Raw genomic sequence first — 26,514 nt, 5'->3', positions numbered from 1 at the left:
TGAATCTCAAGGAGTTTTCCGTTTCGACTGCGCCGGAAGTGGGGCGAATTATAGACTTCCAGAATCTGCCGTCAACCCTTAATTTGATTTTTCTATCTAACGCGTCGAGACGGCACTTAAATAGGGCCGCTATATAGACGGAATCGCTGCATATGCGCAATATACTGCTCAACTCAGCTTCTCCGCACTTACTCTGGACGACACTTCGCAATGACCCCCCTCTCACATCGCAACCTGGCTTCCACCCTGTACCCGGTTGCCTTGCTATTAATAGCCATGGCTTCCATTCAAGCGGGGGCTTCCCTCGCCAAAAGCATGTTCCCGGTAGTGGGCGCACAAGGCACGACGACGCTGCGACTCATCTTTGCCAGCCTCATCATGCTGTTGATGCTACGCCCCTGGCGCGCCAAGCTCACCGCCCAGTCCCTGCGCACGGTGATCGTCTATGGGATGGCACTGGGCGGCATGAATTTCCTCTTCTATATGTCAGTTCGTACCGTTCCGCTGGGCATCGCCGTTGCATTGGAATTCACCGGGCCTCTGGCAGTCGCCATTTACGCCTCGCGCCGGGCCATCGACTTTCTCTGGATTGCCCTGGCAGTGGTGGGTCTGTTGCTGCTCATACCGACCGGCGCGACCAGCGCCAGTATCGACCTGGTGGGTGCCGGCTACGCACTCGGTGCCGGTTTCTGCTGGGCGTTGTACATCCTGTTTGGCCAGAAAGCCGGTGCGGACAATGGTGTGCAGACCGCTGCACTGGGGGTCATGATCGCGGCCCTGTTCGTCGCGCCCATCGGCATTGTCCACGCGGGCGCCGCACTGCTCACACCGAGCCTGATTCCAATCGCCATCGGCGTCGCCATCCTGTCCACAGCCCTGCCCTATACATTGGAAATGATTTCCCTGACTCGAATGCCTGCCCGTACCTTCGGCACCCTGATGAGCATCGAACCGGCAATCGCAGCCTTGTCGGGGCTCGTCTTTCTCCAGGAGTACTTGTCCCTGGCCCAGTGGATGGCCATCACCTGCATCATCCTCGCGTCGGTGGGTGCAACGCTGACCATGGCTAATACGGCAAAGCCTGCCGTCGCGGCAGATTGAAGCAGGATTTAACGAAGCTCTGGTATTTGCCGCGCATTTAGGCCATGTTTAGGTCCGTAACCTAATGTCAGACATGGATTTTTTCATACAGGACGTCATGAACGCTTTACGCAAGAGCGAACACGATCGTACGCGGACACAAGATCCGCGGCGATTATAAGGACGGGAATGAAACGAATTTTGATACTGATCGCCGTACTTGCAGTAGCGGGCTGTGCGGCGACATCGAAAACAGAAGTCAAGCGCGGCAAAAAAGGCCTGCACATCAACTGCTCCGGCCTGTCCTCATCCTGGGACCAGTGCGCCGCCAGCGCCGCCAACTCATGCGCTCCCAAGGGTTACAAGGTCATTGCCAAGTCCGGCGACGCCGTCGAAGAACCCGGGGATTATCCCTTCGGCCTCAACCCCGCCGGCTATACCAGCCGCAGCATGATTGTCATCTGCAAATAAGCGACCTTAGTCGAGCCCTTGTTCGGCCATTCGACGACTGATTTCCTCATGGCTGGACCTGAGGACGTCACGCTGGACCTGCGGCGAGACCAACATCCGCGCAACCACCAATGCCCCCACGCATTGAGACAGAATGGCCCAGGCCAGGCTGTCGCTTCCCAATATCCGCGCCCAACTTTCATGCAAACGGCAGATCCACGTTTGCGCCGCCTCCCTCACTTGGGCATCTGATCGTGCGATCTCAGCGCCCAGTACCGGCAACGCACACCCTGCCTCGGGCTGCTCGACATGGCTCATGCTCAAGTATTGCTTGAGGCAGCGCTCCAGTTTCATCGAGTCCATGGCGCCGTCGCCGCTCAAGCGGTCGAGGCTTTGGGCCAGTTCCCGCTCAACAATGGCCTTGAACAGCTCATCCTTGGATGAGAAGTGGCTGTAGAACGCGCCGCCGCTCAACCCGATCGCTTTCATCAGGCCATCGACACCGACCGTGGAGAAACCTGATTTCTTGGCGGATACGGCACTGCTGGCGAGCAGTTTCTCGCGGGTTTCCATTTTGTGATTGGCTGAATATCGCATGGTCCTGCCCCTGATCGCTCACCTTGACGCTTGCCGGATCTTAGCATAACGTCCGTTTAGTTAACGATCGTTTACCAATGAGGCTAACCATGAATAACAAGAAGGTCGTACTGGTTGTTGGCGCAGGCGATGCCACTGGCGGAGCGATCGCCAGACGCTTCGCCGAGGAAGGTTACGTGGCCTGTGTGACCCGTCGCAGCGCCGATAAACTCGAGCCGCTGGTCAACGGCATCCGCGCCGAAGGCGGCGAAGCCCACGGGTTCGCCTGTGATGCACGCAAAGAAGACGACGTGATCGCACTCATCGAGCAAATCGAGAACCAGATCGGCCCGATCGAAGCCTTTGTGTTCAACATCGGCGCCAACGTCCCCTGCAGCATCCTTGAAGAAACCGCGCGCAAGTATTTCAAGATCTGGGAAATGGCCTGCTTCTCAGGCTTTCTCAATGCACGGGAAGTGGCCAAGCGCATGGTCAAGCGCCAGCGCGGGACAATCCTGTTTACCGGGGCAACAGCGGGATTACGCGGCGCTTCGGGGTTCGCCGCATTCGCGGGGGCCAAGCATGGCATTCGGGCGCTGGCCCAAAGCATGGCCCGTGAACTGGGGCCGCTGAATATCCATGTGGCTCATGTGGTGGTGGACGGCGCTATCGACACCGACTTCATCCGCGATAACTTCCCGGAAAAGTATGCCACCAAGGATCAGGACGGCATCCTGAACCCCGAACACATTGCCGACAATTATTGGTACCTGCACAGCCAACCCCGCGACGCCTGGACCTTCGAGCTGGACCTGCGCCCCTGGAGCGAACGCTGGTAACCCCTCCCCTCATAACAACAAGAGCACAGTTACCATGAGCAAATCCGTGGAGTTTTACTTCGATCTGGGCAGTCCGACGACGTACCTGGCCTACACCCAGCTGCCAACGCTGTGTGCACAGACAAACAGCCAGTTGATCTACCGTCCGATGTTATTGGGGGGCGTCTTCAAGGCGACCGGCAACGCATCGCCGGCAACAGTGCCGGCCAAGAACCCTTACCTATTCAAGGATCTGAATCGCTTCGCCAAACGCTACGGCGTCGCGTTCCAGTTCAATCCACACTTTCCCGTCAACACACTGTTGCTGATGCGCGCAGTGACCGGCATGCAACTGCGCCACCCCGAACGCTTCGAGGCATTCGTCGATTGCCTGTTCCGCGCCTTTTGGGTGGACGCCCGCAACCTCAATGACCCGGCGACGGTCGCATCGGTCCTGAACGAAGGCGGTTTCGACGCCGACTACGTGCTGGCCCTGACGAACGACGAGCAGGTTAAACAAGCACTCAAGAGCGCCACCGAAGCAGCCATCGGCCGGGGCATATTTGGCGCCCCGAGCATGTTTGTCGGCGACGAGCTGTTTTTCGGCCAGGATCGGCTGGACTTCGTCCGTGAAGCCCTCGCCTGATCCTATAGATCAGATCGCCATCGTCCGGGTGTTGAGCCATTGCAGTGCGTCACCGTCCAGCAATGGGCTCAATCGACGCTGAACCTCGGCATGGTAGGCGTTGAACCAGTCTTTTTCATCCTGGGTCAGCAGCGAAGGTTCCAGGCAGCGGGTGTCGATCGGGCACAGGGTGAGGGTTTCGAACTTAAGGAACTCACCGAACTCGCTGCTTCCGGCTTCGCGGTTCAACACCAGGTTCTCGATGCGCACACCCCAGCGGCCGGGACGATAAGTGCCCGGTTCGATCGAGGTGATCATCCCGGCCTGCATCGCCGTTTGCGGCGCGGCAGCGGCTTGATAGGCAATCACCTGCGGGCCTTCGTGGACATTGAGGAAATAGCCTACGCCATGGCCGGTGCCGTGGCCGTAATCGACCTGCTCCGCCCAGATCGGCGCCCGAGCAATGGCATCGAGCAAGGGCGAAAGAATACCCCGCGGAAATTTGGCCCGGGACAGGGCAATCACCCCCTTGAGCACGCGCGTGCAATCACGTTTCTGCTCAGCGGTGGGTGTTCCGACCGGCACCATACGGGTGATGTCCGTGGTGCCTCCCAAGTACTGGCCGCCGGAATCGATCAGCAACAGGCCATCACCTTCGATGACCGCATGGGCTTCTTCCGTCGCGTGGTAATGAGGCATCGCGCCGTTGGCGTTAAAGGCAGCGATGGTGTTGAAACTCAGGGAGACGAAGTCTGGCCGGCGCGTGCGGGCGGCGGTCAGGTGCTCGTCGATGGTCAGCTCGGTGATGCGCTCGCGGCCCCAGGCCCCTTCCAGCCAGGCGAAAAACTCACAGAGCGCCGCGCCGTCCTGCTCCATGGCGCGACGGATGTGCTCGGCGTCGGCCAGGCTTTTGCGCGATTTAGCCAGCGTCGTTGGATTCAGGCCTTCGACCAGCTTCACGCCGCTGCCCAGGTTATCCAGCAAGCCGACCGTCACCCTCGCCGGATCGATCTGCAGGCTCGCGCCGTCCGGCACTTCACGCAACGCGGCGGCGGCTTCGCTGTAATCACGCAGGGTCACGCCGTCCTGCGCCAGAACGGCCCGCAACGGTGCGTCAACCTTGTCCAGGGCCACGAACAGCGTTGCCTGCTGCTGGCTAATCAAGGCAAAGGAGACGAACACCGGGTTGAACGACACATCCGCACCGCGCAGGTTGAACAACCAGGCGATGTCGTCCAGCGTGGCGATGAAATGCCAGTCGGCACCACGCTCCTGGAGGGATTCGCGCAACTTGGCGAGCTTTTCGACGCGGCTGACGGTCGCCTGGGGCGGCAAATGGGCGTAGACCGGTTGATCCGGCAAACTCGGGCGATCGGTCCAGACTTCCTTGAGCAGGTCTATGTCGGTGCGCAACCGCGCGCCGCGTTCGGCGAGCTTGCCGCCCAGGGTGCGGGCCGAGGCCACGGCCATGACTGCACCATCGACCGCGACCACCCCGCCCTCGGGCGTTTGTTCGGCCAGCCAGTCCAGCGGACCGGACTGGCCCGGAATGAGCTTGACCAACTCGATACCGCTGCCCTCCAGCTCCTTGGTCGCCTGCTCCCAATAACGGCTGTCAGCCCAGACACCGGCGAAACTGCCGGTTACGATCAAGGTACCCACCGAGCCATGGAACCCCGACAACCATTGTCGTCCCTGCCAATAACCCGGCAGGTATTCAGACAGATGCGGGTCGGCCGATGGCACCAGCAATGCGTGAACGCCCTCTCGGCTCATCAGTTGGCGGATTCGGGCCAGACGCTGGGGAACCAGTCCATGGGGCAAAGGCTCGGTGCTCATTGTTTCTCCTGCTCATTGAAATTGTTGTTCGATGCCGAAGACGGCTTATTGAGTGGTGACCCAGAATGCCGGCGCAGTCGCGCACGCGGCCTTGATCAACCGCACCGCCTCATCGATATCCTGCTCGGTGGTAAAGCGCCCCAAGCTCAAGCGAATGGTCCGCCCGGCCGCCCGGGCATCGTGACCCAGGGCCAGCAGCACGTGGGACGGCGTGTTCTGCGCCGAATTGCAGGCCGAGGTCGCGGAAAACGCAATCGATGCGCCCAATGTCGCCGGATTGAACTCACCTTCGTTGAACGTCAGGCTCAGGGTGTGGGGAATCCGGCAGCTTGCACTGCCGTTTATACACACTCCGGGCAAGGCCAGCAGCGGCTCGAGCAAACGATTGCGCAATCGGGCGACTTTAGCGAGTTCTTCGTCGAATGCCGTGGCTGCCAATTCGAATGCGGCGCCCATGGCGGCAATCTGGTGGGTCGCCAGGGTCCCGGCGCGCAAACCGCCCTCATGGCCACCGCCATGAATCTGCGCCGACAGCCGTGGCCGGGCACGGTCGCCGACGTAGAGCGCACCGATGCCCTTGGGGCCGTAGATTTTATGCGCGGAAAAAGACATCAGGTCCACCGGCCAGTGGGACAGGTCGATCTGTACCTTGCCGGCGCCTTGGGCGGCGTCCACATGAAACAACGCACCGTGCTGGCGAACGATCTCGCCGATGGCGATGACGTCGTTGACGGTGCCCAGTTCGTTGTTCACCAGCATCAGCGACACCAGGAACGTGTCTTCACGCAACGCCTCGCGAACCGCCTGTGGGCTGACCAGCCCCTCGGCGTCCGGCGCCAACCAGGTGACCGCGACGCCGCTCTCTTCGAGTTGGTGCGCCGTATCGAGAATCGCCTTGTGCTCGATCAGGCTGGTGATGATGTGGCCGGCGCAAGCACCGCGTGACTGGGCCACACCCTTGAGGGCCAGGTTGTTGGATTCGGTGGCGCCGGACGTCCAGACGATCTGTTCGGGCTGGGCCCCCACCAATTGCGCCACCTGCTGGCGGGCACGCTCCACCGAGCGCCGGGCCTCCTGGCCGAAGGCGTGGGAACTGGAAGCCGGGTTGCCAAAGTTGCCGTCAAAACCCAGGCACTCGACCATGACTCGGATGACCCGCTCATCCACCGGCGTGGTGGCGGCATAATCGAAATACAAAGGACGTTTATTCATAGGAAACTCGCAGAGCCTGCTCCGGGATCAGGCGCCCTCGTTGGGTTCGAGACTAGCAATACCTGATCAAAGACCTTAAAGAAGTCGGACTTCGTTTAAAAGTGCGTAGGAACGCTCCTGAACAGCGAGCTTAGCAGGCATCGCGTCGAAGCTCAGCCCTCAACTGATGCTTTCGAGCAGCAACGGATACATCGAAGCGACCAACAACAGCGCCATGCCCCAGTTGAACACGCGCAACCAGCGACGGTCCCGCAACAGGTTGCGCAACAGGCTGCCGCACACCACCCACAGGCTCACGCTTGGCAGGTTGATCAAGGCAAACACCGCCGCAATCACCAGCACATTGAAGAAGTAGCCTTGAAGTGGCGTGTAGGTGCTGATGGCACCGATGGCCATGATCCAGGCCTTGGGATTGACCCATTGGAACGCCGCGGCGCCCCAGTAGCTGATCGGCGTATTGTTCCCCGGCTGGCTGTCCGAAACCGGACCGGAGTGGGCAATTTTCCACGCCAGGTACAACAGGTATGCGGCGCCGATGTAGCGCAGCGCGGTATAGAGCAGTGGATATGTCTGGAACACCGCACCCAGGCCAAGGCCTACCGCCAGCACCAGGGAAAAGAAGCCGCAGGTAATGCCCAGCATGTGCGGAATGGTGCGGTTGAAACCGAAATTGACACCCGAGGCCAACAACATGGTGTTGTTAGGGCCGGGCGTGATCGAAGTCACCAGGGCAAACAGGGCGAAGCCCAGCAGCAGGTCAAGCGAAAGGGTCATGTCAGGTCAGTCCATCAGGGGCGGTCAGTCAAGTCACGACCCTACCCCACGTCCTGGCCCAAACCCACGGACAGTTAGGCAAAACTTTGAGCGGTACAGTCCTTAGCTTGACCGGCCTGGCTGTTGCACGACCTGCTCGGCGCTCATCTGGCCTTGATCGTCGAACCCCACGTTTTTCGGTGACGAGCCGAGCAGCTCGGCTTTCTTTGCGTGGTACTCCTCGAACGAAAGGCCTCGGCGATTCAAGGCTTCAAGGGCCAGCTCGCGAGTCTCGTCGGCGGTGTAGGGGCGCAGCTCCGGGGAGGAGCTGGCGCAGCCGCCCAAGAGGGTGGCGGCCAACAGCAGCAAAACAGCTAAGGTACGGTTCATGGCAGGTGTCCGGTGTTCTGGAGTTGGGCGATGAACAAAGGCTACCCGCCGGCCTTGCGCTGCAGAAATCAACCCTCTCGATAGTGGGTATTGCCTACTTGGATCAGCCGTTGCGCTTAATCGACCAACTGGCAATGCAGCGCGTTGTCCAGGCTGCGCTCAATGTTGCGTAGCACCTGGAACGAGCCGAATGTGACGGCTTTGGCTCGATGAACCTGGATCAGCCGCCAGAAACCCGAGTCGCCACTATCGAAGCTTCGAAGCGCCGCCTCGCCGGCCTCGCGGGTTTGCCACTGCAAATAGTTGAGCACGCGCCGACCATCCTCGCTGGCCTGGATACTCGCACTCAGGAAACCCTGGTGGTCCCGGGCCAGGCGCTCGGTCTGTTCCGACAAGGCCGTGACCAGCGCCTGCTGCCATTGAGGTTCGATGTCGAATTCCATCAGTTGGGTGAAACTGCGATTGTTCCTTGGCGATTGCATGAAAGGTCCCCTATGCAGGTCAGGCGGATCTTGCGATCCGAAGGCGTGCAGGGTAAAACCTCTAGTTAAGTCAAGGTCAAGCAGTGAATTGAGGCGATGGCGCAAATCGATGTCCACAAGGAACTCACCGTCGGCCAAGTGGCCGCCCGCAGCGGCGTGGCGGTGACTGCCCTGCACTTCTACGAATCCAAGGGGCTGATCAAAAGCACGCGCAATCAGGGCAACCAACGTCGTTATCCACGGGCGGTATTGCGCCGCGTGGCACTGATCAAGGTCGCCCAGCGCCTGGGCATTCCCTTGGCGGAGATCGGCGAGGCGTTGAAAAAACTGCCGGACAACCGTGCCCCAACGGCCGCCGACTGGCAGACCTTGTCGGCGCAGTGGAGCCGGGACCTGGACGAGCGCATCAGCCAATTGATGGCGCTGCGTGATCGACTCAACGGCTGCATTGGCTGTGGATGCCTGTCGATGGAAGCGTGTCCGCTGCGCAATCAGGGCGATGTGCTGGGCCAGCACGGGCCGGGAGCCCATCTGCTGGAACAGCCCTGAAGCGTTCGTCGGGCTCCACGCCCACCCAGGCTCGCAGGCCTATAGTGGAGGGGCGCAAATCGACGAAGACTCTCTTCGCCTCCCATAACAAAAGGAGAAACGTCATGGGCGTCAACGCTATTCCCGAAGGTTTCCATAACATCACGCCTTACCTTGGCATTCAAAAAGCCGCCGAAGCCATCGACTTCTATAAAAAAGCCTTCAATGCCACCGAGGTCATGCGCCTGGCCATGCCCGATGGCGGCATCGGGCATGCCGAACTGCGGATCAACGGATATCCGATCATGCTCGGCACCCCTTGCGATCAAGGCCCGCTGAGTAACCCGGACACATCGCCATCGGTCGGCCTGCATCTCTATGTCGAAGATGTGGACAGCGCATTCGCCCAGGCCATTGCCGCGGGCGGCACGGTGATTTCCGAGGTCAAGGACCAGTTCTATGGGGATCGCACCGGCACCTTGAAGGATCCCTATGGGCATCTATGGTTCCTGGCGACACACAAAGAGGATCTGAGCCAGGAACAGATCGAGCAACGGGCCAGGGAGATATTTCAACAAGGCTGACTTGACTGGTAATCACTGGTTCGCCCCCTGTAGGAGCTGCCGAGTGCAACGAGGCTGCGATCTTTCCCCAGACACTTGAGTCTCAAGCGAAAGATCAAAAGATCAAAAGATCAAAAGATCGCAGCCTTCGGCAGCTCCTACCACGCGAAACATTTTCTTTCATCTTTCCCTTCAGGATTGGGATCGCTCGTTCGTCTTAATTAGATGCAGCAGACCGCGTCGGCAAAAGCCACGGCCTGCTTTTTGGGTTCACGGGTATTACGAAGCCCGTAATACGGAACCTTTCATCGAATCAAGACGTTCAATCATGTCGAAGAAATCCCGCTCCAAACTCTGGTTCCTGGTCCATAGCTGGCTGGCATTGCCCATCTGGTTCTTCGTGCTCATTGTCTGTGTCACCGGCACCCTGGCGGTGGTCAGCCAGGAGATCGTCTGGCTCGTCAACCCTGAGATGCGCGCCAGCAAGCCCTCGGACGATGCCGCGCTGCTCAGCTACGACCAGATCATCAGCGCGATCAAGCAGGCCCAGCCGCAAACCCAGGTGCAAAACATCATTCGCCCGGACGAGTCGCATTTTGCCCTGGAAGTCGGCGTGACCTACCCTGACGGACGTCCCGACACGGTCTACGTCAACCCGTACAGCGGCGCCATCCAGGGCTCGGCGCCGACGGTCAACTTCCAGGCCTTCACCCGCGCCCTGCATGGCTGGTGGCTGGTGCCGTTCACCAACGGCTACAGCTGGGGCTGGTACCTGGTGTCGTTCCTGGGCCTGCCGTTGCTCGCGTCACTGGTGACGGGGCTGGTGGTCTACAAGCGTTTCTGGAAAGGCTTCTTGCGTCCGACCCTGCGAATCCGCCATGGCGCGCGGATTTTCTGGGGTGATTTCCACCGGCTCAGCGGGATCTGGTCGATCTGGTTCATCGCGGTCATCTCCGTCACCGGCACCTGGTTCCTGATCCAGGCCTTGCTGGGCGACAACCAGATCTCCATTTCCAGCGAACCGGGCATCCCGGTGGTGGCCCGTGAAAACGTGCCGTTGTCCGTCGACGGCCTGCCGCCCCCGCTGTTGAACCTGGACCGGGCCATCGAGATCGCCCAGCAACGCATCCCGGGACTGGAAGCAAGTTTCATCAGCCTGCCCGCCAATGCCTACAGCCATCTGGAAATCGGCGGCCGCGGCTGGTATCCGCTGATGTTCCAGACTGCCACCATCAACCCCTACAACGGTGACGTGGCCGCCTCGCGGCTGCTGTCCGATCGCACGACCCTGGAGTTCGTCACCGAATCCATGCGGCCCTTGCACACCGGGGATTTCGGCGGCCTCTGGATCAAGCTCATCTGGTTTTTCTTCGGTTTGATCATGAGCATGATGGTCCTCAGCGGGCTGCTGATCTGGACCAAACGCACGGCCCTGGCCACCGCCAATGCCTTCAAGCGTAGCCAGAAACCTACCCGTGGCGCCCGCCTCACGCAGGCATTGCAACCGTCCGTCCACCGCGAATCGTCGGAGGGCAGCCTGTGACCCCATCCAATGCCGCTTCATCACCGTCGCGCCTGAGCCTGTTCTGGCATAAATGGCGCTTCCACCTCAACGTGCTGTTGCTGCTGATCCCCCTGGGGTTCATGCCTAAATACCTCTCCGAAGCCGCGCTGTTCCGCGGTGATGCCGGGCTGGGCGAGCGGGAAGTCGGCGAAGTCCAGGTCGGACCCTGGAGCCTGCGCCTGGCGGAATTTCGCAACGAAGCCCCACGCATCCAAGGGCCTGCCGGCCCCATGAAACACTTCAACGCGGCTCTGTGCCAAAGCTGTATCGGCCAGGTCAAGGCCACCTATCTGCGCATCGGCAAACCTCGCAGCCTTAGGGCCGCCGGGGTGATTTTCTTCGGCTCGCCCTACCGTATGGGTGCCTTGTTGCCCGTCCCGGCAAAGACCCAGCCCGACGCCGAACTGTGGATAACCCTGGAGGGTTGGGACGGTTCGATGCATCAGGCTTCCATCCCCCTGAGCCAGGCCTCCCCGGCCACTGTTGCCTGGCTGAAAAATCAAGGAGCCAAACCATGACCCTTCGCGCCTTATCCAAGGGCCTGGCGCTGCTGTTATGCGCGGGCGCAAGCACCAGCGTCCTGGCCCACAACCCGATGTGCGAGTGCAAGGCCATCGACGCCGAGCAGATCCAATGCACCGGTGGTTTTTCCGACGGCAGCGGTGCGCCGGGGGTGACCCTCGACGTGATCGGTTATGACGAAACCATCCTCGTCCCGGGCAAGCTCGGCGCCGACTCGAAGCTGACCTTCAAGAAACCGAACGCTGAATTCTACGTACTCTTCGACGCCGGCCCCGGCCACGTGGTGGAAATCGACCAAGCCGACATCGAGGCCCCATGAGCAACGCCACGACTCAAGTCATCCGTCCCGCCGGCGCGGGTCATGAAACCCTGTATGTGTTGTTGCTGTGCCTGGTCATCGTGCTGGTGGCCGGGTCCGTGGTGGCGTGGCATGGCAAAGCCGAAGAGGCCCCTCACCTGGCCTCGAACCAACTCGACGCCCGCCGCGACCTCAGCGCCGCCGAGCAAGGTATCTATGCCGACCTGCGGGTGACCCTGGATGAAATCCGCTTGCTGCGCGAAGACCAACACACCCTGCCCGCCCCGCAGACCCTGGCCGAGGAAGGCTTTGCGCCATTCGCCCAGGCCGCCAGTTCCGTCAGCCGCGGCGGCCATGCCTGGCAACAACTGCAGGACTTGGCCTACTTCGGCGCCAGTGCCAATTCGTCGGTGGCTGGTTCGTTTCTGATGCGCATCGGCGAAGCGTCCGACGCCGCCCCGGACATCTGGCTCAACCGCGGCGCGGGCCTCGCGACGCCCACCACCCTGGACGACGCGGCTTTGTCCGCCGCTGGCTGGCGACAGATCGTCGCGCAATACGATGCCGGCGTAACCCGCCAGCACCGGCACTGACCCCACGCCTTCATTCGAGAGAAGACCGTTTGCCCATGCCTATTGCATCCCAACGCCGACCCTTGCTGCGCCTTCTGTTGATCGGCCTGCTGGCCTGCCTGTTCACCTCGCCGGTGAGCGCCGAAACAGCCAAGCGCCTGCGCATCGGTATCACCTTGCACCCGTATTACAGCTACGTGTCCAACATCGTCGGCGACAAGGCCGAGGTCGTGCCGCTGATCCCGGCCGGTTTCAACCCCCACGCCTATGAGCCCCGGGCCGAAGACATCAAGCGTATCGGCGGCCTCGACGTGATCGTGCTGAACGGCGTCGGTCACGACGATTTTGCCGACCGCATGATCGCAGCCAGCGAAACCCCGAACGTGAAGGTCATCGAGGCCAACGAGAACGTGCCCCTGCTGGCCGCCACCGGCACTGCCGCCCGAGGCGCGGGCAAGGTGGTGAACCCGCACACCTTCCTGTCCATCAGCGCCTCTATCGCCCAGGACAATAACATTGCCCGGGAGTTGGGCAAGCTCGACCCGGACACTGCCAAGGCGTACACCCAGAACGCCCGCGCCTACGGCAAGCGCCTGCGGCAGATGCGCGCCGCCGCCCTGGCGAAACTGACCCAGGCCCCCAATGCCGAATTGCGGGTCGCCACGGTGCATGCCGCCTACGACTATCTGCTGCGCGAATTCGGCCTGGAAGTGACCGCCGTGGTCGAGCCGGCCCATGGCATCGAGCCGAGCCCCAGCCAATTGAAGAAAACCATCGATCAATTGCGCGAGCTGGACGTGAAGGTGATCTTTTCGGAGATGGATTTCCCTTCCACCTACGTCGACACCATCCAGCGTGAATCGGGCGTGAAGTTGTACCCGCTCTCGCACATTTCCTACGGCGACTACAGTGCCGAGAAGTACGAAAAAGAAATGGCCGGCAACCTCGACACCGTGGTCCGGGCGATCCAGGAGTCCGGCGCATGACTGTCCAGGAACCCCTCACCCTGCACCCCGCGGGTCCCTTGATTGCGTTCGCCGAGGTCAGCCTGAACCTGGGCCGCACCAGCATTCTCGACAACGTCGCCTTCCAGGTGGAGCCCGGCAGCATCCATGCCCTGGTCGGCCCCAATGGCGGCGGCAAGAGTTCGCTGATCAAGACCTTGCTCGGGCAAATGCCGCACCAGGGCCGCTTGAGCCTGCAATGGCCGGGCGAACCGGGGGTGATCGGCTACGTGCCCCAGGCGCTGGAATTCGACCGGGGCCTGCCCATGACGGTGGATGATTTCATGGCGGCAATGTGTCAGCGGCGGCCGGCCTTTCTCGGCGTGAGCAAGCATTACGCCGGCGCCATTGGCCAGGCCCTGGAGCGGGTCGGCATGCAGGACAAGCGCAAGCGACGCATGGGCGCGCTGTCCGGCGGCGAGCGCCAGCGGGTGTTGCTGGCCCAGGGGTTGATTCCCTCGCCGCAATTGCTGGTGCTGGATGAACCGATGTCGGCCCTGGACGAGGCCGGTATCCAGGTGTTCGAACGGTTGCTGCTGGACTGGCGCCAGGCCGGGATCACCGTGCTGTGGATCGAACATGACCTGGAAGCCGTCGGACGCTTGGCCGACCGTGTCACCGGCCTGAATCGTCGAGTGCTGTTCGACGGCCCGCCACGCCAGACCCTGACCCCTGAGCGGCTGCTGACGCTGTTTTCCACCCATCCACGCCCGAACGGGAGCGCGGCTTGATGAGTTATGAAGCCTATCGTTTGATGGTCCAGGGGTGGGCTTCGGCCGGTTACCTGCCCGAGGCGCTGGCCTATGGGTTCGTCGTCAATGCACTACTGGCCGGGCTATTGATCGGTCCGGTGCTGGGCGGCCTCGGCACGCTGGTGGTGGTCAAGCGCTTCGCGTTTTTCTCCGAAGCGGTGGGCCACGCGGCGCTGACCGGCGTGGCCATCGGCATCCTGCTCGGCGAGCCCTACACCGGGCCTTACGGCAGCCTGTTCGGCTACTGCTTGCTGTTCGGCATCCTGCTCAATTACCTGCGCAACCGCACCGGCCTGGCGCCCGATACGCTGATCGGCGTCTTCCTGTCGGTGTCCCTGGCCCTGGGCGCCAGCCTGCTGCTGATCCTGGCGGGCAAGATCAATGTACACATCCTGGAAAACGTACTGTTCGGCTCGGTACTGACGGTCAATGGCAATGACCTGCTGGTGCTGGCGGTGGTCGGCTCGCTGGTGATGGCCCTGGCCTTGCCGCTGTACAACCGCATCATGCTCGCCAGCTTCAACCCGCAACTGGCGGCGGTGCGCGGGGTGGCGGTCAAGACCCTGGACTACCTGTTCGTGGTCCTGGTAACGCTGATCACCGTGGCGGCGGTGAAAGTCATCGGTGCCATTCTGGTGGGCGCGTTGCTCGTGATTCCCGCTGCGGCGGCGCGCTTGCTCAGCCAATCATTGAAAGGCTTTTTCTGGTGTTCGGTGCTGATCGCCACCGTCAGTACCTTGTGCGGGATCCTCGCGCCGATTGTGTTCGACCTGCCGATCCCGTCCGGTGCCGCGATCATCCTGGTGGCCGGCATCGCCTTCGCCCTGAGCGCCATCGCCCGTGGTGTCGTCCCCAGCCTCAAAGGGAATCTTGGATAAATGGTTTTTTCATTGCGACAACTGACCCTGGCCGTCGCGTTGTGCGGCGTGGCCGTCACCTCGTCATTCGCCGACGAAAAGGTCCGTCTGCTGGCATCGCTGCCGGTCACCTATGGGTTGAGCGAGGCCTTGCTCAAGGGCACCGAGGTCAGCCTGGAGCGGGCCGCGCCCGACAATCTGCCCGGCACCCGCCAGAGCGCCTACTTCAGCGGCCGGGGCGCACCGGCCTTGAGCAAACTGGCCAGCAATGCCGATGGGGTGGTCGGCCTGCGCTCGCTCTGGCCGGACGATCCGCTGTACCCCATGGCCCGACGCAGCAATATCCGCATCGTCGAAGTCGATGCCGCGCGCCCGGTGGACGGCGCCCTGCCCGGTATCGCCGTGCAACCGGGCATGACTGACGGCTTGGCAAGTCAACCATGGATGGCCAGCCATAACCTGGGGCGCAGGGCCGACGTGATCGCCGCCGACCTGGTGCGCCTGGCCCCGGCGGACAAATCGAAAATCGACGCCAACCTGGCGGCCCTCAAGCAGCGCCTGCTCAAACTCAGCGCCGACAGCGAAAAACGCCTCGCCAGCGCCGATAACTTGAGCGTGGTCAGCCTGAGCGAGCATTTCGGCTACCTGATCAGCGGGCTCAACCTGGACGCCATCAGCACCGACACCCGGCCCGATGCCGAGTGGTCAGCCGAAGCCCTCAAGCAGTTGAGTGCGATATTGAAAGACAACGACGTAGCGCTGGTGCTGCATCACCGCCAACCCTCGGATGCGCTGAAGGCCGCCATTACCGAAGGAGGTAGCCAACTGCTTGTGTTGAGCACCGACGGGCCCGATCCGGTGGCCGAGCTGGAAAGTAATGTGGGGCTGGTGGTCACCGCGCTGACGGCGGACTGACGGAAGAAATACGATCAACCTGTGGGAGCGAGCCTGCTCGCGATGGGGTCTGCGCATTCAACATTGATGTGGACTGACACACCGCTTTCGCGAGCAAGCCCGCTCCCACAGGTTTGTCGTGGATGTTCGAAGATTCTGTGTTCACCACAAATCCACTGTGGGAGCGGGCTTGCTCGCGAAGGGGTCGGCACATTCGACATTGGCGTCGACTGATCCACCGCCATCGCGAGCAGGCTCGCTCCCACAGGTTTTGGTTATTCCTGAAGTATTGAGTTAGAAAGCATCCCCTGGCACCCGCACGAACCCTTCCATCAAAACCCGCGCACTGCGGCTCATGATGGCTTTTTTTACGGTCCATTCGCCGTTGACCTGGCTGGCCTCGGCGCCGACGCGCAAGGTGCCGGACGGGTGGCCGAAGCGCACGGCGTTGCGCTCGATGCCGCCCGCCGCGAGATTCACCAGGGTGCCGGAAATCGCCGCGGCCGTGCCGATGGCCACTGCTGCCGTACCCATCATGGCGTGGTGCAGCTTGCCCATGGACAGCGCGCGTACCAACAGATCAACGTCACCAGCCACCACGGCTTTCCCGCTGGATGAAACGTAGTCCGCCGGCGGTGCCACGAATGCCACTTTCGGCGTGTGCTGGCGCTGGGCGGCTTCGTCCAGGTGCTTGATCAAGCCCATGCGCAAGGCGCCGTGGGCGCGAATGGTTTCGAACATCGCCAACGCCTTGGGGTCGCCATTGATAGCACCTTGCAACTCGGTGCCGGTGTAGCCCACATCGCGAGCATTGATGAAAATCGTCGGGATCCCGGCGTTGATCAGCGTCGCCTTCAAAGTACCGACACCGGGCACCTCCAAGTCATCCACCAAATGGCCAGTCGGGAACATCGAGCCGCCACCGCCCTCTTCCTCGGCCGCCGGGTCCATGAACTCCAACTGCACTTCGGCCGCCGGAAATGTCACGCCGTCGAGTTCGAAGTCACCGGTTTCCCGCAACGCGCCCTCGGTGATCGGCACATGGGCGATGATGGTCTTGCCGATGTTGGCCTGCCAGATCCGCACCACGGCCACGCCGTTGTGCGGAATACGGCCGGGCTCCACCAAGCCACTGCTGATGGCAAACGACCCCACCGCCGCCGACAGGTTGCCGCAGTTGCCACTCCAGTCCACGAACGGTTTATCAATGGACACCTGGCCGAACAGGTAATCGACATCGTGGTCGGCCCGGGTGCTCTTGGACAGGATCACCGTCTTGCTGGTGCTGGAGGTTGCGCCGCCCATGCCATCGATCTGCTTCTCGTACGGGTCAGGGCTGCCAATCACCCGCAGCAACAGGGCGTCCCGGGCCGGGCCAGGCACGCGGGCCGCTTCGGGCAGGTCTTGCAGGCTGAAGAACACGCCTTTGCTGGTGCCGCCACGCATGTAGGTCGCGGGAATCTTGATTTGAGGCGAGTGAGCCATGCTCTAACTCCTGAAAAATGGGTGGCCAGAACACCGGCCACCCAAGCGATTTAAACGGCGACCGCCGACTCCAGGAAATCCTGGGCGAAGCGTTGCAACACGCCCCCGGCTTCGTAGATCGACACTTCTTCGGCGGTATCGAGGCGGCAGGTCATCGGCACCTCGACGCGCTCGCCATTCTTGCGAGTGATGACCAGGGTCAGTGTCGCCCGCGGGGTGCGCTCGCCGATCACGTCATAGATTTCGCTGCCGTCGATGCCCAGGGTCTTGCGATCGGTACCGGGCTTGAACTCCAACGGCAACACGCCCATGCCCACCAGGTTGGTGCGGTGGATGCGCTCGAACCCTTCGGCCGCGATCGCCTCGACACCTGCCAGGCGCACGCCCTTGGCCGCCCAGTCCCGAGACGAACCCTGGCCATAGTCGGCACCGGCAATGATGATCAGCGGCTGCTTGCGCTCCATGTAGGTCTCGATGGCTTCCCACATGCGCATGACCTTGCCTTCCGGCTCGACCCGGGCCAGGGAACCCTGCTTGACCTTACCGTCCTCAACAACCATTTCGTTGAACAGTTTCGGGTTGGCGAAAGTGGCGCGCTGCGCGGTCAGGTGGTCGCCGCGGTGGGTCGCGTAGGAGTTGAAGTCCTCTTCCGGCAGGCCCATTTTCGCCAGGTATTCACCGGCGGCGCTGTCCAGCATGATGGCGTTGGACGGCGACAGGTGATCAGTGGTGATGTTGTCTGGCAGCACCGCCAGCGGGCGCATGCCCTTGAGCGGCCGCGCACCGGCCAGTGCGCCTTCCCAATACGGTGGGCGACGGATGTAGGTGCTTTGTGGGCGCCAGTCGTACAGCGGCGTCACTTTCGGCCCGGTGTCTTCCTGGATAGCGAACATCGGGATGTACACCTGGCGGAACTGCTCGGGTTTCACTGACGCCTTGACCACGGCGTCGATTTCTTCATCGCTCGGCCAGATGTCCTTGAGACGGATTTCCCGACCGTCCACCACGCCCAGCACATCCTTCTCGATGTCGAAACGAATGGTCCCGGCGATGGCATACGCGACCACCAGCGGCGGCGAGGCCAGGAACGCCTGCTTGGCGTACGGATGGATACGCCCGTCAAAGTTGCGGTTGCCCGACAACACGGCGGTGGCGTACAGGTCGCGATCGATGATTTCCTGCTGGATCACCGGGTCCAACGCACCCGACATGCCGTTACAGGTGGTGCAGGCGAACGCCACCACGCCGAAGCCCAGCTTCTCGAGTTCGGACGTCAGGCCGGCTTCATCCAGGTACAACGCCACGGTTTTCGAACCCGGCGCCAAGGACGACTTGACCCACGGCTTGCGGGCCAGGCCCAGGCGGTTGGCGTTGCGCGCCAGCAGGCCGGCGGCGATCACGTTGCGCGGGTTGCTGGTGTTGGTGCAACTGGTGATCGCGGCGATGATCACCGCGCCGTCGGGCATTTGTCCGGGCACATCGTCCCACTGGCCGGAAATGCCTTTGGCGGCCAGGTCCGACACCGCGACACGGGCGTGGGGGTTGCTGGGACCTGCCATGTTGCGCACCACCGACGACAGGTCGAAGGTCAGGCCACGCTCGTATTGCGCGCCCTTGAGGCTATCGGCCCACAGGCCCACGTGCTTGGCATAGGTTTCCACCAACTGCACCTGGGTGTCTTCGCGGCCGGTGAGCTTCAGGTAATCGATCGTCTGTTGATCGATATGGAACATCGCCGCCGTGGCGCCGTATTCCGGGGCCATGTTGGAGATGGTCGCGCGGTCGCCCAGGGTCAGGGCGCTGGCGCCTTCGCCGAAGAACTCCAGCCACGCCCCGACGACTTTCTGCTTGCGCAGGAACACGGTCAGCGCCAGCACCATGTCGGTGGCGGTAATGCCCGGTTGCAGCTTGCCGGGCAGCTCGACGCCGACGATTTCCGCCAGGCGCATCCACGAGGCGCGACCGAGCATGACGCTTTCGGCTTCCAGGCCACCGACGCCGATGGCGATCACGCCCAGGGCATCGACGTGGGGCGTGTGGCTGTCGGTGCCGACGCAGGTGTCGGGGAAGGCCACGCCGTCACGCTGCTGGATCACCGGCGACATTTTTTCCAGGTTGATCTGGTGCATGATCCCGTTGCCCGGCGGAATCACATCGACGTTCTTGAAGGCTTTCTTGGTCCAGTTGATGAAGTGGAAGCGGTCTTCGTTGCGGCGGTCTTCAATGGCGCGGTTCTTGGCGAAGGCTTGCGGGTCGGAACCACCGCTTTCCACCGCCAGGGAATGGTCGACGATCAGTTGCGTCGGCACCACCGGGTTGACCTGCGCCGGGTCGCCACCCTGCAAGGCGATGGCGTCACGCAAGCCGGCGAGGTCCACCAGGGCAGTCTGGCCGAGGATGTCATGGCACACCACGCGCGCCGGGAACCACGGGAAGTCCAAGTCGCGCTTGCGCTCGATCAGTTGCAGCAGCGACTCGCGCTGCGTGGCCGGGTCGCAGCGCCGCACCAGGTTTTCCGCCAGCACGCGGGAGGTATACGGCAGGCCGTCATAGGCGCCGGGGCGAATGGCCTCCACTGCCCCGCGAACGTCGAAATAATCCAGCGAAGTGCCGGGCAGCGGTTTGCGAAATTCTGTGTTCATCGTCAGGACTCGGGTCACGGTGGTTTCAGAGGGGTTGGCCGGCCTTGGATTACCCCCGGCCCCTGTGGGAGCGCGCTTGCTCGCGATAGCGGTGCATCAGTCGACATTAATGTTGAATGTCAGTGCGCAATCGCGAGCAAGCTCGCTCCCACAGGGTTTCGGGGGTATCCAGTGCCTGCGGCTAGAACCCTCCAGCTCAGCGTTGTTCGATTGGCACGAACTTGCGCTGTTCGACGCCGGTGTACTCGGCGCTCGGTCGGATGATGCGGTTGTTGGCGCGTTGTTCGAACACGTGGGCGGCCCAGCCGGTCAGGCGCGAGCAAACGAAGATCGGCGTGAACAGCTTGGTCGGGATGCCCATGAAGTGGTACGCCGAGGCATGGTAGAAATCGGCGTTGGGGAACAGTTTTTTCTGCTCCCACATGGTCTTGTCGATGGCTTCGGAGACCGGGAACAGCACCGTGTCGCCCACTTCGTCAGCGAGTTTTTTCGACCAGCCCTTGATCACCTCGTTGCGCGGGTCGTTGTCCTTATAGATCGCGTGGCCGAAGCCCATGATCTTGTCCTTGCGCGCCAGCATGCCGAGGGTGCCTTCGATGGCATCCTGGGGCGAGCTGAAACGCTCGATCATTTCCATCGCCGCCTCGTTGGCACCGCCATGTAGCGGGCCCCGCAGCGAACCGATGGCGGCAGTGATGCAGGAGAACAGGTCCGACAGCGTGGAAGCGCAGACCCGGGCGGTGAAGGTCGAAGCGTTGAATTCGTGCTCGGCGTAGAGGATCAGCGAGACGTTCATCACCTTGACGTGCAGCTCGCTCGGCTTCTTGCCGTGCAGCAGGTGCAGGAAATGCCCGCCGATGGACACTTCGTCGGTCACGCAGTCGATGCGCTGGCCTTGGTGGCTGAAGCGATACCAATAGCACATGATCGCCGGGAACGCGGCCAGCAGGCGATCGGTCTTGTCGTGCTGCTGGGAGAAATCCTGCTCAGGTTCCAGGTTGCCCAGGAACGAGCAACCGGTGCGCATCACGTCCATCGGGTGGGCGTCGGCGGGAATGCGCTCCAGCACTTCTTTCAAGGCTTGGGGCAAATCGCGCAACTGGCGCAGTTTACCGGTGTAGGCGTCCAGCTGGGCCTGGGTCGGCAGCTCGCCGTACAGCAGCAGGTAGGCGACTTCTTCAAATTGCGCATCTGCCGCCAGGTCGCGAACATCGTAGCCGCGATAGGTCAGGCCGGCGCCCGATTGGCCCACGGTGGACAAGGCGGTTTGCCCGGCCACCTGGCCACGGAGCCCGGCGCCACTGAGTACTTTTGCTTCGGCCATTTGCTGTCTCCATTTTCTTGAATTTGTAGGGGAGTCGCGCCTTACTTCTTCGCCGCGAATAACGCATCGAGCTTCTGCTCGAAGGTGTGGTAGTCGATGCGATCGTAAAGCTCCATGCGGGTCTGCATGGTGTCGATGACATTCTGTTGCGTGCCGTCGCGGCGAATCGCGGTGTAGACGTTTTCGGCCGCTTTGTTCATGGCCCGGAAGGCCGACAACGGATACAGCACCAGGGACACGTCGGCACCGCCCAGCTGTTCGGTGGTGTACAGCGGGGTCGCGCCGAATTCGGTGATGTTGGCCAGGATCGGCGCTTTCACGCGGCTGGCAAACAGCTTGTACATTTCAAGTTCGGTGATGGCTTCGGGGAAAATCATGTCGGCACCGGCCTCGATGCACGCGGCGGCGCGGTCCAGGGCCGACTCCAAGCCTTCCACCGCCAGGGCATCGGTACGGGCCATGATCACGAAACTGTCATCGGTACGGGCATCGACGGCGGCCTTGATGCGGTCGACCATCTCCTGCTGGGAGACGATTTCCTTGTTCGGACGGTGGCCGCAACGCTTGGCGCCGACCTGGTCCTTGATATGGATCGCCGCGGCGCCGAACTTGATCATCGACTTGACCGTGCGCGCCACGTTGAACGCCGAGGAGCCGAAACCGGTGTCCACGTCTACCAGCAGCGGCAGGTCGCAGACATCGGTGATGCGACGCACATCGGTCAGCACGTCATCCAGGCCGGTGATGCCCAGGTCCGGCACGCCGAGGGAACCGGCCGCGACGCCGCCACCCGACAGGTAGATCGCCTTGAAACCGGCGCGCTTGGCCAGCAGCGCGTGGTTGGCGTTGATCGTGCCGACCACTTGCAGCGGATGCTCGCTGGCGACCGCATCGCGGAAACGCTGGCCTGGAGTGCTGTTGCTCATGACTCACCTCGTTCAGTGGCGGCGCTGTCCTGGAAATGACGCGCAATGTTGCGTTTGGACGCGCCGATGTGCCGGCGCATCAATAATTCAGCCAGTTCGCCGTCACGGTCGGCGATGGCGTCGAGAATCCGATGGTGCTCGGCAAAGGCCTGGCGCGGACGGTTGGGCGTGGTGGAGAACTGGATGCGGTACATGCGCACCAATTGGTATAGCTCGCCGCAGAGCATCTGCGTCAGGGTGCGGTTGCCGCTGCCCTGGATGATCCGGTAATGAAAGTCGAAATCGCCTTCCTGCTGGTAGTAACCGACCCCGGCCTGGAACGCCGCATCGCGCTCGTGGGTCTCGAGGACCCGGCGCAGTTCGTCGATTTCTTCCAAGGTCATGCGTTCGGCCGCCAGGCGGCAGGCCATGCCTTCGAGGGACTCACGGATTTCATAGAGTTCCAACAGCTCGGCATGACTCAGCGACACCACCCGGGCACCGACGTGGGGCACCCGCACCAGCAGGCGCTGGCCTTCCAGGCGGTGGATCGCCTCGCGCAGCGGCCCGCGGCTAATGCCGTAGGTGCGCGCCAGCTCGGGCTCGGAGATCTTGCTGCCAGGCGCGATCTCGCCCTTGACGATAGCGGCCTGAATACGCCGGAAGACGTTCTCGGACAGGGTCTCCGAGTCATCCTGGGCGACCACCGGGGTTTCGAGCTGATCGAGCATATTGTCGACACCTTGAAAATCAATATGGCAAAAACTAACCAATAGTGCCCTTAACGTCAAAACAAAAATCAATATTGTCGACAATCGTCTAATAAACGCTTTGCCGATAACCCTGCTATATGAAGAGACTCGTAGCGTCCGGCCAGCGGTGGCGCCAGAAAACCACCGTGCTAGAATGCCGCGGTTATTCGCCGCTCTCCTTTTATAGAGAAAGGCTGCCTAGGGAGCTTGTGCAGTAATGCCAGGGCCTGAACCGATAAACGGAACGCTGCGCACCAGGATCTATGACACTCAAGCCCTTATCTGCTGCTTTCTATTTCATGTGCCTGCCGGGGCTTGCCGTGGCGGGTGAAAAAACCGTGTACGGCCTTAACGAATATGCCGCCCTGCAGGGCATCGACCTGGAGGTCGCCGCCAAGCTGGACACCGGCGCCAAGACCGCCTCACTCAGTGCCCGGGACATCAAGCGCTTCAAGCGCAATGGCGAATCCTGGGGGCGCTTTTACCTGGCCATCGACGCGGCCCACTCGCACCCCATCGAACGTCCGCTGGCCCGAGTCAGCAAGATCAAGCGCCGCGCCGGTGACTACGACCCGGAAGAAGGCAAGAAATACACGGCCCGGCCGGTCATCGAACTGGACATCTGCATGGGCTCGGCCCTGCGCAGCATCGACGTGAACCTGACCGACCGCAGCGCCTTCCAATACCCGTTGCTGATCGGTTCCGAGGCGCTCAAGCGCTTCGACGCGCTGGTCGACCCCAGTCTTAAATACGCTGCCGGCAAACCCGCCTGCGCCAATGCCGCTCAAACCGCAGAGTAATTCCAATGCGCTCCCTTACCCTCCATTTGAAAATGCTGATCGCCATCCTGGTGGTGCTGGGCCTGTCGGTAACGGCCTATCAGATTTTCGTGCTCGGCATCCCGGTCACCGAAGACGCCACCGACGACTTGTGGAACATCGACGCCAAGGTCGAATTCGTGCCCAACGCCAAGGATCCGGTGAAGATCCAGATGTTCGTGCCGCCCCTGAGCCGCGACTACGTGAGCCTCAACGAGAGTTTCATTTCCAATAACTACGGTGTGGCGGTGAACCGGGTCGACGGCAACCGCAAGGTGACCTGGTCGGCCCGTCGCGCCAAGGGCAACCAGACCCTTTATTACCGCCTGGTGCTGACCAAGCGCTACAGCGCCGAGAAAACCAAGGTCAAGGGTCCGACCTTCCGCGACAGCATCGCCGTCGAAGGCCCGGAAAAACTCGCAGCCGAAGCCCTGCTCGCACCGATCCGCCAGCACTCGGCCGACGTCGAGACGTTCATCAGCGAAGCGATCAAGCGGGTCAACAACCTCAACGACGACAACGTCAAGCTGTTGCTGGCCGGTGATCCTTCCTCAGCCAACAAGGCGCGCATCGTCGAATTGGTACTGTCCATCGCCCACGTGCCGGTGGAAAAGGTCCACACCATCCGTCTGGTGGCCGACCAGCCGCAGACACCTGAGTTGTGGCTGCGCAGTTTCAACGGCACCGACTGGCTGTATTTCAACCCGGACTCCGGCGAACAGGGCCTGCCCACCGACCGCCTGCTGTGGTGGACCGGCGACGAGAACCTGATCACCGTCGATGGCGGCAAGAAAGCCACCGTCACCTTCAGCATGAACAACAGCGAAATGAACGCCATTCGCCTGGCCAAGCTGACGGACGAGAACACCGACGCCAACTTCCTCGAATATTCCCTCTACGGCCTGCCGCTGCAGACCCAGCAAACCTTCATGATCATGGTGATGATCCCGATTGGCGTGCTGGTGATCCTGGTGCTGCGCAACCTGATCGGCCTGCAAACCCTGGGGACCTTCACCCCGGTGCTGATCGCCCTCGCCTTCCGCGAAACCCAACTGGGCTTCGGCATCATCCTGTTCACGGTGATCACCACGCTGGGCCTGTCGCTGCGTTCGTACCTGGAGCACCTCAAGCTGCAGATGCTGCCGAGGCTCTCGGTGGTGCTGACGTTCGTGGTGGTGCTGATCGCCGCCATCAGCCTGTTCAGCCATAAGCTGGGCCTGGAGCGCGGCTTGTCGGTGGCGCTGTTCCCAATGGTGATCCTGACCATGACCATCGAACGCCTGTCCATCACCTGGGAAGAGCGCGGCGCCGGCCACGCGATGAAAGTCGCCATCGGCACCCTGTTCGCCGCGTCCCTGGCGCACCTGATCATGAGCGTGCCGGAACTGGTCTACTTCGTGTTCACCTTCCCGGCGATCCTGCTGATCCTGGTGGGCTTCATGCTGGCCATGGGTCGTTATCGCGGCTACCGCCTGACCGAGTTGGTGCGGTTCAAGGCCTTCCTCAAGGCAGACTCCTGATGTTCGGCTTCTGGAAGACCTGGAAGGCCCTGGAAGCCCGGGGCATCATGGGCATCAACCGGCGCAATGCCGACTACGTGCTCAAGTACAACAAGCGCAGCCTGTACCCCATCGTCGATGACAAGATCATCACCAAGGAACGGGCCATCGCCGCCGGCATCCATGTGCCAGAGCTGTACGGGGTGATCTCCACCGAGAAGGAAATCGACAAGCTCGACGAGATCATCGGCGGGCGCACCGACTTCGTCATCAAGCCAGCCCAGGGCGCGGGCGGCGACGGCATCATCGTCATCGCCGACCGCTTCGAAGGTCGCTACCGCACGGTGTCCGGCAAGATCATCAGCCATGAGGAGATCGAGCACCATGTCTCCAGCATCCTCACTGGCCTGTATTCCTTGGGCGGGCACCGTGACCGAGCGCTGATCGAGTACCGCGTGACGCCGGACCAGATCTTCAAGAGCATCAGCTACGAAGGCGTGCCGGACATCCGCATCATCGTGCTGATGGGCTATCCGGTGATGGCCATGCTGCGCTTGCCGACCCGTCAGTCCGGCGGCAAGGCCAACCTGCACCAGGGCGCCATCGGCGTCGGCGTCGACCTCGCCACCGGCCTGACCCTGCGCGGCACCTGGCTGAACAACATCATCACCAAACACCCAGACACCACCAACGCGGTGGACGGCGTGCAACTGCCCTACTGGGACGGCTTCATGAAACTGGCCGCCGGTTGCTATGAATTGTGCGGGCTGGGCTACATCGGCGTCGACATGGTGCTGGACCAGGAGAAAGGGCCGTTGATCCTGGAGCTGAACGCCCGCCCGGGCCTGAACATCCAGATCGCCAACGATAGCGGCCTGACCTTGCGCACCCACGCGGTGGAAGCCCGCCTGGAAGAACTCCAGGCCCGCGGCGTTATCGAAACCGCGCAAGAGCGCGTGGCGTTTGCCCAGGAGTTGTTTGGGCATATTCCGCCGGTTGAGGGTGGAAGCTGATACTTGAGCCTGAGGCTTGATGGCTAATGCTGAGATTTGAAGGCTGAATGAGGTTAAGGGTTAAAACCTGTGGCGAGGGAGCTTGCTCCCGCTGGGTTGCGCAGCAACCCCAAAGCCCAGCACCTCGGTGTATCAGAATGATCGCGCTCAACTGCCCAGGGGGCCGCTTCGCAGCCCAGCGGGAGCAAGCTCCCTCGCCACGGGTCTCATTGAAGCTTCAGACCTGTTCAATACCGACATCCCTCTAGGAGCAAATCCTACAGAGGGATTACAATCGCTCCCCCGCCTGAACGGCCG

28 protein-coding genes are annotated in these 26,514 nt (G+C 61.9%); 17 read left to right on the top strand and 11 right to left on the bottom strand.

Going from position 1 to position 26,514, the window contains the following annotated elements; genetic code table 11:
- Nucleotides 1–210: 210 nt before the first annotated feature.
- A complete protein-coding gene (gene rhtA / locus HGO40_RS25730) occupies nucleotides 211–1,101 on the top strand; it encodes a threonine/homoserine exporter RhtA (RefSeq protein ID WP_250965323.1) in 891 nt (296 codons plus the stop codon).
- A 168-nt stretch (nucleotides 1,102–1,269) separates the two neighbouring features.
- Nucleotides 1,270–1,551, top strand: coding sequence for a hypothetical protein (locus HGO40_RS25725; protein ID WP_014337379.1), 282 nt, complete (start codon nucleotides 1,270–1,272; stop codon nucleotides 1,549–1,551).
- Nucleotides 1,552–1,557: 6 nt separating this feature from the next.
- Here HGO40_RS25725 and HGO40_RS25720 read toward each other — a convergent pair whose 3' ends face one another.
- Nucleotides 1,558–2,127 (bottom strand): TetR/AcrR family transcriptional regulator, encoded by a 570-nt coding sequence (locus HGO40_RS25720; protein ID WP_250965322.1) that lies wholly within the window; start codon nucleotides 2,125–2,127, stop codon nucleotides 1,558–1,560.
- A gap of 89 nt (nucleotides 2,128–2,216) precedes the next feature.
- Here HGO40_RS25720 and HGO40_RS25715 point away from each other — a divergent pair, with 89 nt between their 5' ends.
- Both HGO40_RS25715 and HGO40_RS25710 read left to right on the top strand, forming a co-directional pair.
- The gene (locus HGO40_RS25715) at nucleotides 2,217–2,945 is read left to right on the top strand and encodes an SDR family oxidoreductase (RefSeq protein ID WP_250965321.1); all 729 of its coding nucleotides are present in this window, start codon (nucleotides 2,217–2,219) and stop codon (nucleotides 2,943–2,945) included.
- Nucleotides 2,946–2,979: 34 nt separating this feature from the next.
- The gene (locus tag HGO40_RS25710) at nucleotides 2,980–3,570 is read left to right on the top strand and encodes a 2-hydroxychromene-2-carboxylate isomerase (RefSeq protein ID WP_250965320.1); all 591 of its coding nucleotides are present in this window, start codon (nucleotides 2,980–2,982) and stop codon (nucleotides 3,568–3,570) included.
- Nucleotides 3,571–3,579: 9 nt separating this feature from the next.
- Here the strand turns inward: HGO40_RS25710 and HGO40_RS25705 are convergent, their stop codons facing one another.
- The 5 genes from HGO40_RS25705 to HGO40_RS25685 form a co-directional block, all read right to left on the bottom strand.
- Nucleotides 3,580–5,388 carry an aminopeptidase P family protein gene (locus HGO40_RS25705; protein WP_250965319.1) on the bottom strand — a complete coding sequence of 603 codons (1,809 nt, stop codon included), beginning with the start codon at nucleotides 5,386–5,388 and terminating at the stop codon, nucleotides 3,580–3,582.
- 45 nt (nucleotides 5,389–5,433) lie between these two features.
- The gene (locus tag HGO40_RS25700) at nucleotides 5,434–6,600 is read right to left on the bottom strand and encodes a cysteine desulfurase family protein (protein WP_250965318.1); all 1,167 of its coding nucleotides are present in this window, start codon (nucleotides 6,598–6,600) and stop codon (nucleotides 5,434–5,436) included.
- Between the two features lie 159 nt (nucleotides 6,601–6,759).
- The gene (locus HGO40_RS25695; protein ID WP_053123629.1) at nucleotides 6,760–7,374 is read right to left on the bottom strand and encodes a LysE family translocator; all 615 of its coding nucleotides are present in this window, start codon (nucleotides 7,372–7,374) and stop codon (nucleotides 6,760–6,762) included.
- A gap of 102 nt (nucleotides 7,375–7,476) precedes the next feature.
- Nucleotides 7,477–7,743 (bottom strand): hypothetical protein, encoded by a 267-nt coding sequence (locus HGO40_RS25690; protein WP_250965317.1) that lies wholly within the window; start codon nucleotides 7,741–7,743, stop codon nucleotides 7,477–7,479.
- A gap of 116 nt (nucleotides 7,744–7,859) precedes the next feature.
- Nucleotides 7,860–8,225: an antibiotic biosynthesis monooxygenase gene (locus tag HGO40_RS25685; RefSeq protein ID WP_250965316.1), complete on the bottom strand. Its 366-nt coding sequence runs from the start codon at nucleotides 8,223–8,225 to the stop codon at nucleotides 7,860–7,862.
- A 96-nt stretch (nucleotides 8,226–8,321) separates the two neighbouring features.
- Between HGO40_RS25685 and soxR the strand changes: the two genes are divergently transcribed.
- From soxR to HGO40_RS25635, 10 genes are all read left to right on the top strand, one after another.
- Complete coding sequence (soxR, locus tag HGO40_RS25680) at nucleotides 8,322–8,774, top strand: redox-sensitive transcriptional activator SoxR (RefSeq protein ID WP_250965315.1); 453 nt, start codon at nucleotides 8,322–8,324, stop codon at nucleotides 8,772–8,774.
- Between the two features lie 104 nt (nucleotides 8,775–8,878).
- Nucleotides 8,879–9,337, top strand: coding sequence for a VOC family protein (locus HGO40_RS25675; protein WP_250965314.1), 459 nt, complete (start codon nucleotides 8,879–8,881; stop codon nucleotides 9,335–9,337).
- 307 nt (nucleotides 9,338–9,644) lie between these two features.
- Complete coding sequence (locus HGO40_RS25670; RefSeq protein ID WP_250965313.1) at nucleotides 9,645–10,859, top strand: PepSY-associated TM helix domain-containing protein; 1,215 nt, start codon at nucleotides 9,645–9,647, stop codon at nucleotides 10,857–10,859.
- Nucleotides 10,856–11,398 carry a PA2404 family protein gene (locus HGO40_RS25665; protein ID WP_250965312.1) on the top strand — a complete coding sequence of 181 codons (543 nt, stop codon included), beginning with the start codon at nucleotides 10,856–10,858 and terminating at the stop codon, nucleotides 11,396–11,398. The genes HGO40_RS25670 and HGO40_RS25665 overlap by 4 nt, the downstream gene beginning before the upstream one ends.
- Nucleotides 11,395–11,721, top strand: coding sequence for a hypothetical protein (locus HGO40_RS25660; protein WP_186709646.1), 327 nt, complete (start codon nucleotides 11,395–11,397; stop codon nucleotides 11,719–11,721). The genes HGO40_RS25665 and HGO40_RS25660 overlap by 4 nt, the downstream gene beginning before the upstream one ends.
- Nucleotides 11,718–12,293 carry a DUF6162 family protein gene (locus HGO40_RS25655; RefSeq protein ID WP_250965311.1) on the top strand — a complete coding sequence of 192 codons (576 nt, stop codon included), beginning with the start codon at nucleotides 11,718–11,720 and terminating at the stop codon, nucleotides 12,291–12,293. The genes HGO40_RS25660 and HGO40_RS25655 overlap by 4 nt, the downstream gene beginning before the upstream one ends.
- A gap of 35 nt (nucleotides 12,294–12,328) precedes the next feature.
- Complete coding sequence (locus HGO40_RS25650) at nucleotides 12,329–13,258, top strand: metal ABC transporter solute-binding protein, Zn/Mn family (protein WP_250965310.1); 930 nt, start codon at nucleotides 12,329–12,331, stop codon at nucleotides 13,256–13,258.
- Nucleotides 13,255–14,007 carry a metal ABC transporter ATP-binding protein gene (locus tag HGO40_RS25645; protein ID WP_250965309.1) on the top strand — a complete coding sequence of 251 codons (753 nt, stop codon included), beginning with the start codon at nucleotides 13,255–13,257 and terminating at the stop codon, nucleotides 14,005–14,007. Before HGO40_RS25650 ends, HGO40_RS25645 begins: the two co-directional genes overlap by 4 nt.
- Nucleotides 14,007–14,906, top strand: a complete 900-nt coding sequence (locus HGO40_RS25640) for a metal ABC transporter permease (protein WP_250965308.1) — start codon at nucleotides 14,007–14,009, stop codon at nucleotides 14,904–14,906. Before HGO40_RS25645 ends, HGO40_RS25640 begins: the two co-directional genes overlap by 1 nt.
- Nucleotides 14,907–15,800 (top strand): metal ABC transporter solute-binding protein, Zn/Mn family, encoded by an 894-nt coding sequence (locus HGO40_RS25635; RefSeq protein ID WP_250965307.1) that lies wholly within the window; start codon nucleotides 14,907–14,909, stop codon nucleotides 15,798–15,800.
- Between the two features lie 273 nt (nucleotides 15,801–16,073).
- On the opposite strand, the gene prpF is transcribed toward HGO40_RS25635, so the two are convergent.
- From prpF to HGO40_RS25610, 5 genes are all read right to left on the bottom strand, one after another.
- A complete protein-coding gene (prpF, locus tag HGO40_RS25630) occupies nucleotides 16,074–17,264 on the bottom strand; it encodes a 2-methylaconitate cis-trans isomerase PrpF (protein ID WP_250965306.1) in 1,191 nt (396 codons plus the stop codon).
- Nucleotides 17,265–17,314: 50 nt separating this feature from the next.
- On the bottom strand, nucleotides 17,315–19,906 hold the full coding sequence (gene acnD, locus HGO40_RS25625) for a Fe/S-dependent 2-methylisocitrate dehydratase AcnD (RefSeq protein ID WP_250965305.1): 2,592 nt from the start codon (nucleotides 19,904–19,906) through the stop codon (nucleotides 17,315–17,317).
- 196 nt (nucleotides 19,907–20,102) lie between these two features.
- The gene (prpC, locus tag HGO40_RS25620) at nucleotides 20,103–21,230 is read right to left on the bottom strand and encodes a bifunctional 2-methylcitrate synthase/citrate synthase (RefSeq protein ID WP_250965304.1); all 1,128 of its coding nucleotides are present in this window, start codon (nucleotides 21,228–21,230) and stop codon (nucleotides 20,103–20,105) included.
- 41 nt (nucleotides 21,231–21,271) lie between these two features.
- Nucleotides 21,272–22,156 (bottom strand): methylisocitrate lyase, encoded by an 885-nt coding sequence (gene prpB, locus HGO40_RS25615; RefSeq protein WP_250965303.1) that lies wholly within the window; start codon nucleotides 22,154–22,156, stop codon nucleotides 21,272–21,274.
- On the bottom strand, nucleotides 22,153–22,866 hold the full coding sequence (locus HGO40_RS25610) for a GntR family transcriptional regulator (RefSeq protein WP_186731048.1): 714 nt from the start codon (nucleotides 22,864–22,866) through the stop codon (nucleotides 22,153–22,155). Before HGO40_RS25610 ends, prpB begins: the two co-directional genes overlap by 4 nt.
- A 284-nt stretch (nucleotides 22,867–23,150) precedes the next feature.
- Between HGO40_RS25610 and rloA the strand changes: the two genes are divergently transcribed.
- From rloA to HGO40_RS25595, 3 genes are read left to right on the top strand one after another with little or no spacing between them, the layout of a single operon-like run.
- Nucleotides 23,151–23,687 carry a retropepsin-like aspartic peptidase RloA gene (gene rloA, locus HGO40_RS25605; protein ID WP_250965302.1) on the top strand — a complete coding sequence of 179 codons (537 nt, stop codon included), beginning with the start codon at nucleotides 23,151–23,153 and terminating at the stop codon, nucleotides 23,685–23,687.
- Nucleotides 23,688–23,692: 5 nt separating this feature from the next.
- Nucleotides 23,693–25,225, top strand: a complete 1,533-nt coding sequence (rloB, locus tag HGO40_RS25600) for an osmotic stress tolerance membrane protein RloB (protein ID WP_186709676.1) — start codon at nucleotides 23,693–23,695, stop codon at nucleotides 25,223–25,225.
- Nucleotides 25,225–26,217, top strand: a complete 993-nt coding sequence (locus HGO40_RS25595) for an alpha-L-glutamate ligase-like protein (RefSeq protein ID WP_250965301.1) — start codon at nucleotides 25,225–25,227, stop codon at nucleotides 26,215–26,217. Before rloB ends, HGO40_RS25595 begins: the two co-directional genes overlap by 1 nt.
- Nucleotides 26,218–26,514: the final 297 nt, after the last annotated feature.

Origin of the sequence: Pseudomonas sp. CG7 (assembly GCF_023701885.1) — a bacterium.
Taxonomy (GTDB): Bacteria; Pseudomonadota; Gammaproteobacteria; order Pseudomonadales; family Pseudomonadaceae; genus Aquipseudomonas; species Aquipseudomonas zanjanensis.
This window is presented reverse-complemented; position numbering and strand designations above follow the sequence as displayed.

Bases quoted from the DNA above. Each gene is read 5' to 3' on its own strand.
- rhtA (WP_250965323.1), top strand. From the start codon at position 211: ATGACCCCCCTCTCACATCGCAACCTGGCTTCCACCCTGTACCCGGTT.
- HGO40_RS25725 (WP_014337379.1), top strand. From the start codon at position 1,270: ATGAAACGAATTTTGATACTGATCGCCGTACTTGCAGTAGCGGGCTGT.
- HGO40_RS25720 (WP_250965322.1), bottom strand. From the start codon at position 2,127: ATGCGATATTCAGCCAATCACAAAATGGAAACCCGCGAGAAACTGCTC.
- HGO40_RS25715 (WP_250965321.1), top strand. From the start codon at position 2,217: ATGAATAACAAGAAGGTCGTACTGGTTGTTGGCGCAGGCGATGCCACT.
- HGO40_RS25710 (WP_250965320.1), top strand. From the start codon at position 2,980: ATGAGCAAATCCGTGGAGTTTTACTTCGATCTGGGCAGTCCGACGACG.
- HGO40_RS25705 (WP_250965319.1), bottom strand. From the start codon at position 5,388: ATGAGCACCGAGCCTTTGCCCCATGGACTGGTTCCCCAGCGTCTGGCC.
- HGO40_RS25700 (WP_250965318.1), bottom strand. From the start codon at position 6,600: ATGAATAAACGTCCTTTGTATTTCGATTATGCCGCCACCACGCCGGTG.
- HGO40_RS25695 (WP_053123629.1), bottom strand. From the start codon at position 7,374: ATGACCCTTTCGCTTGACCTGCTGCTGGGCTTCGCCCTGTTTGCCCTG.
- HGO40_RS25690 (WP_250965317.1), bottom strand. From the start codon at position 7,743: ATGAACCGTACCTTAGCTGTTTTGCTGCTGTTGGCCGCCACCCTCTTG.
- HGO40_RS25685 (WP_250965316.1), bottom strand. From the start codon at position 8,225: ATGCAATCGCCAAGGAACAATCGCAGTTTCACCCAACTGATGGAATTC.
- soxR (WP_250965315.1), top strand. From the start codon at position 8,322: ATGGCGCAAATCGATGTCCACAAGGAACTCACCGTCGGCCAAGTGGCC.
- HGO40_RS25675 (WP_250965314.1), top strand. From the start codon at position 8,879: ATGGGCGTCAACGCTATTCCCGAAGGTTTCCATAACATCACGCCTTAC.
- HGO40_RS25670 (WP_250965313.1), top strand. From the start codon at position 9,645: ATGTCGAAGAAATCCCGCTCCAAACTCTGGTTCCTGGTCCATAGCTGG.
- HGO40_RS25660 (WP_186709646.1), top strand. From the start codon at position 11,395: ATGACCCTTCGCGCCTTATCCAAGGGCCTGGCGCTGCTGTTATGCGCG.
- HGO40_RS25655 (WP_250965311.1), top strand. From the start codon at position 11,718: ATGAGCAACGCCACGACTCAAGTCATCCGTCCCGCCGGCGCGGGTCAT.
- HGO40_RS25650 (WP_250965310.1), top strand. From the start codon at position 12,329: ATGCCTATTGCATCCCAACGCCGACCCTTGCTGCGCCTTCTGTTGATC.
- HGO40_RS25645 (WP_250965309.1), top strand. From the start codon at position 13,255: ATGACTGTCCAGGAACCCCTCACCCTGCACCCCGCGGGTCCCTTGATT.
- HGO40_RS25640 (WP_250965308.1), top strand. From the start codon at position 14,007: ATGAGTTATGAAGCCTATCGTTTGATGGTCCAGGGGTGGGCTTCGGCC.
- HGO40_RS25635 (WP_250965307.1), top strand. From the start codon at position 14,907: ATGGTTTTTTCATTGCGACAACTGACCCTGGCCGTCGCGTTGTGCGGC.
- prpF (WP_250965306.1), bottom strand. From the start codon at position 17,264: ATGGCTCACTCGCCTCAAATCAAGATTCCCGCGACCTACATGCGTGGC.
- acnD (WP_250965305.1), bottom strand. From the start codon at position 19,906: ATGAACACAGAATTTCGCAAACCGCTGCCCGGCACTTCGCTGGATTAT.
- prpC (WP_250965304.1), bottom strand. From the start codon at position 21,230: ATGGCCGAAGCAAAAGTACTCAGTGGCGCCGGGCTCCGTGGCCAGGTG.
- prpB (WP_250965303.1), bottom strand. From the start codon at position 22,156: ATGAGCAACAGCACTCCAGGCCAGCGTTTCCGCGATGCGGTCGCCAGC.
- HGO40_RS25610 (WP_186731048.1), bottom strand. From the start codon at position 22,866: ATGCTCGATCAGCTCGAAACCCCGGTGGTCGCCCAGGATGACTCGGAG.
- rloA (WP_250965302.1), top strand. From the start codon at position 23,151: ATGACACTCAAGCCCTTATCTGCTGCTTTCTATTTCATGTGCCTGCCG.
- rloB (WP_186709676.1), top strand. From the start codon at position 23,693: ATGCGCTCCCTTACCCTCCATTTGAAAATGCTGATCGCCATCCTGGTG.
- HGO40_RS25595 (WP_250965301.1), top strand. From the start codon at position 25,225: ATGTTCGGCTTCTGGAAGACCTGGAAGGCCCTGGAAGCCCGGGGCATC.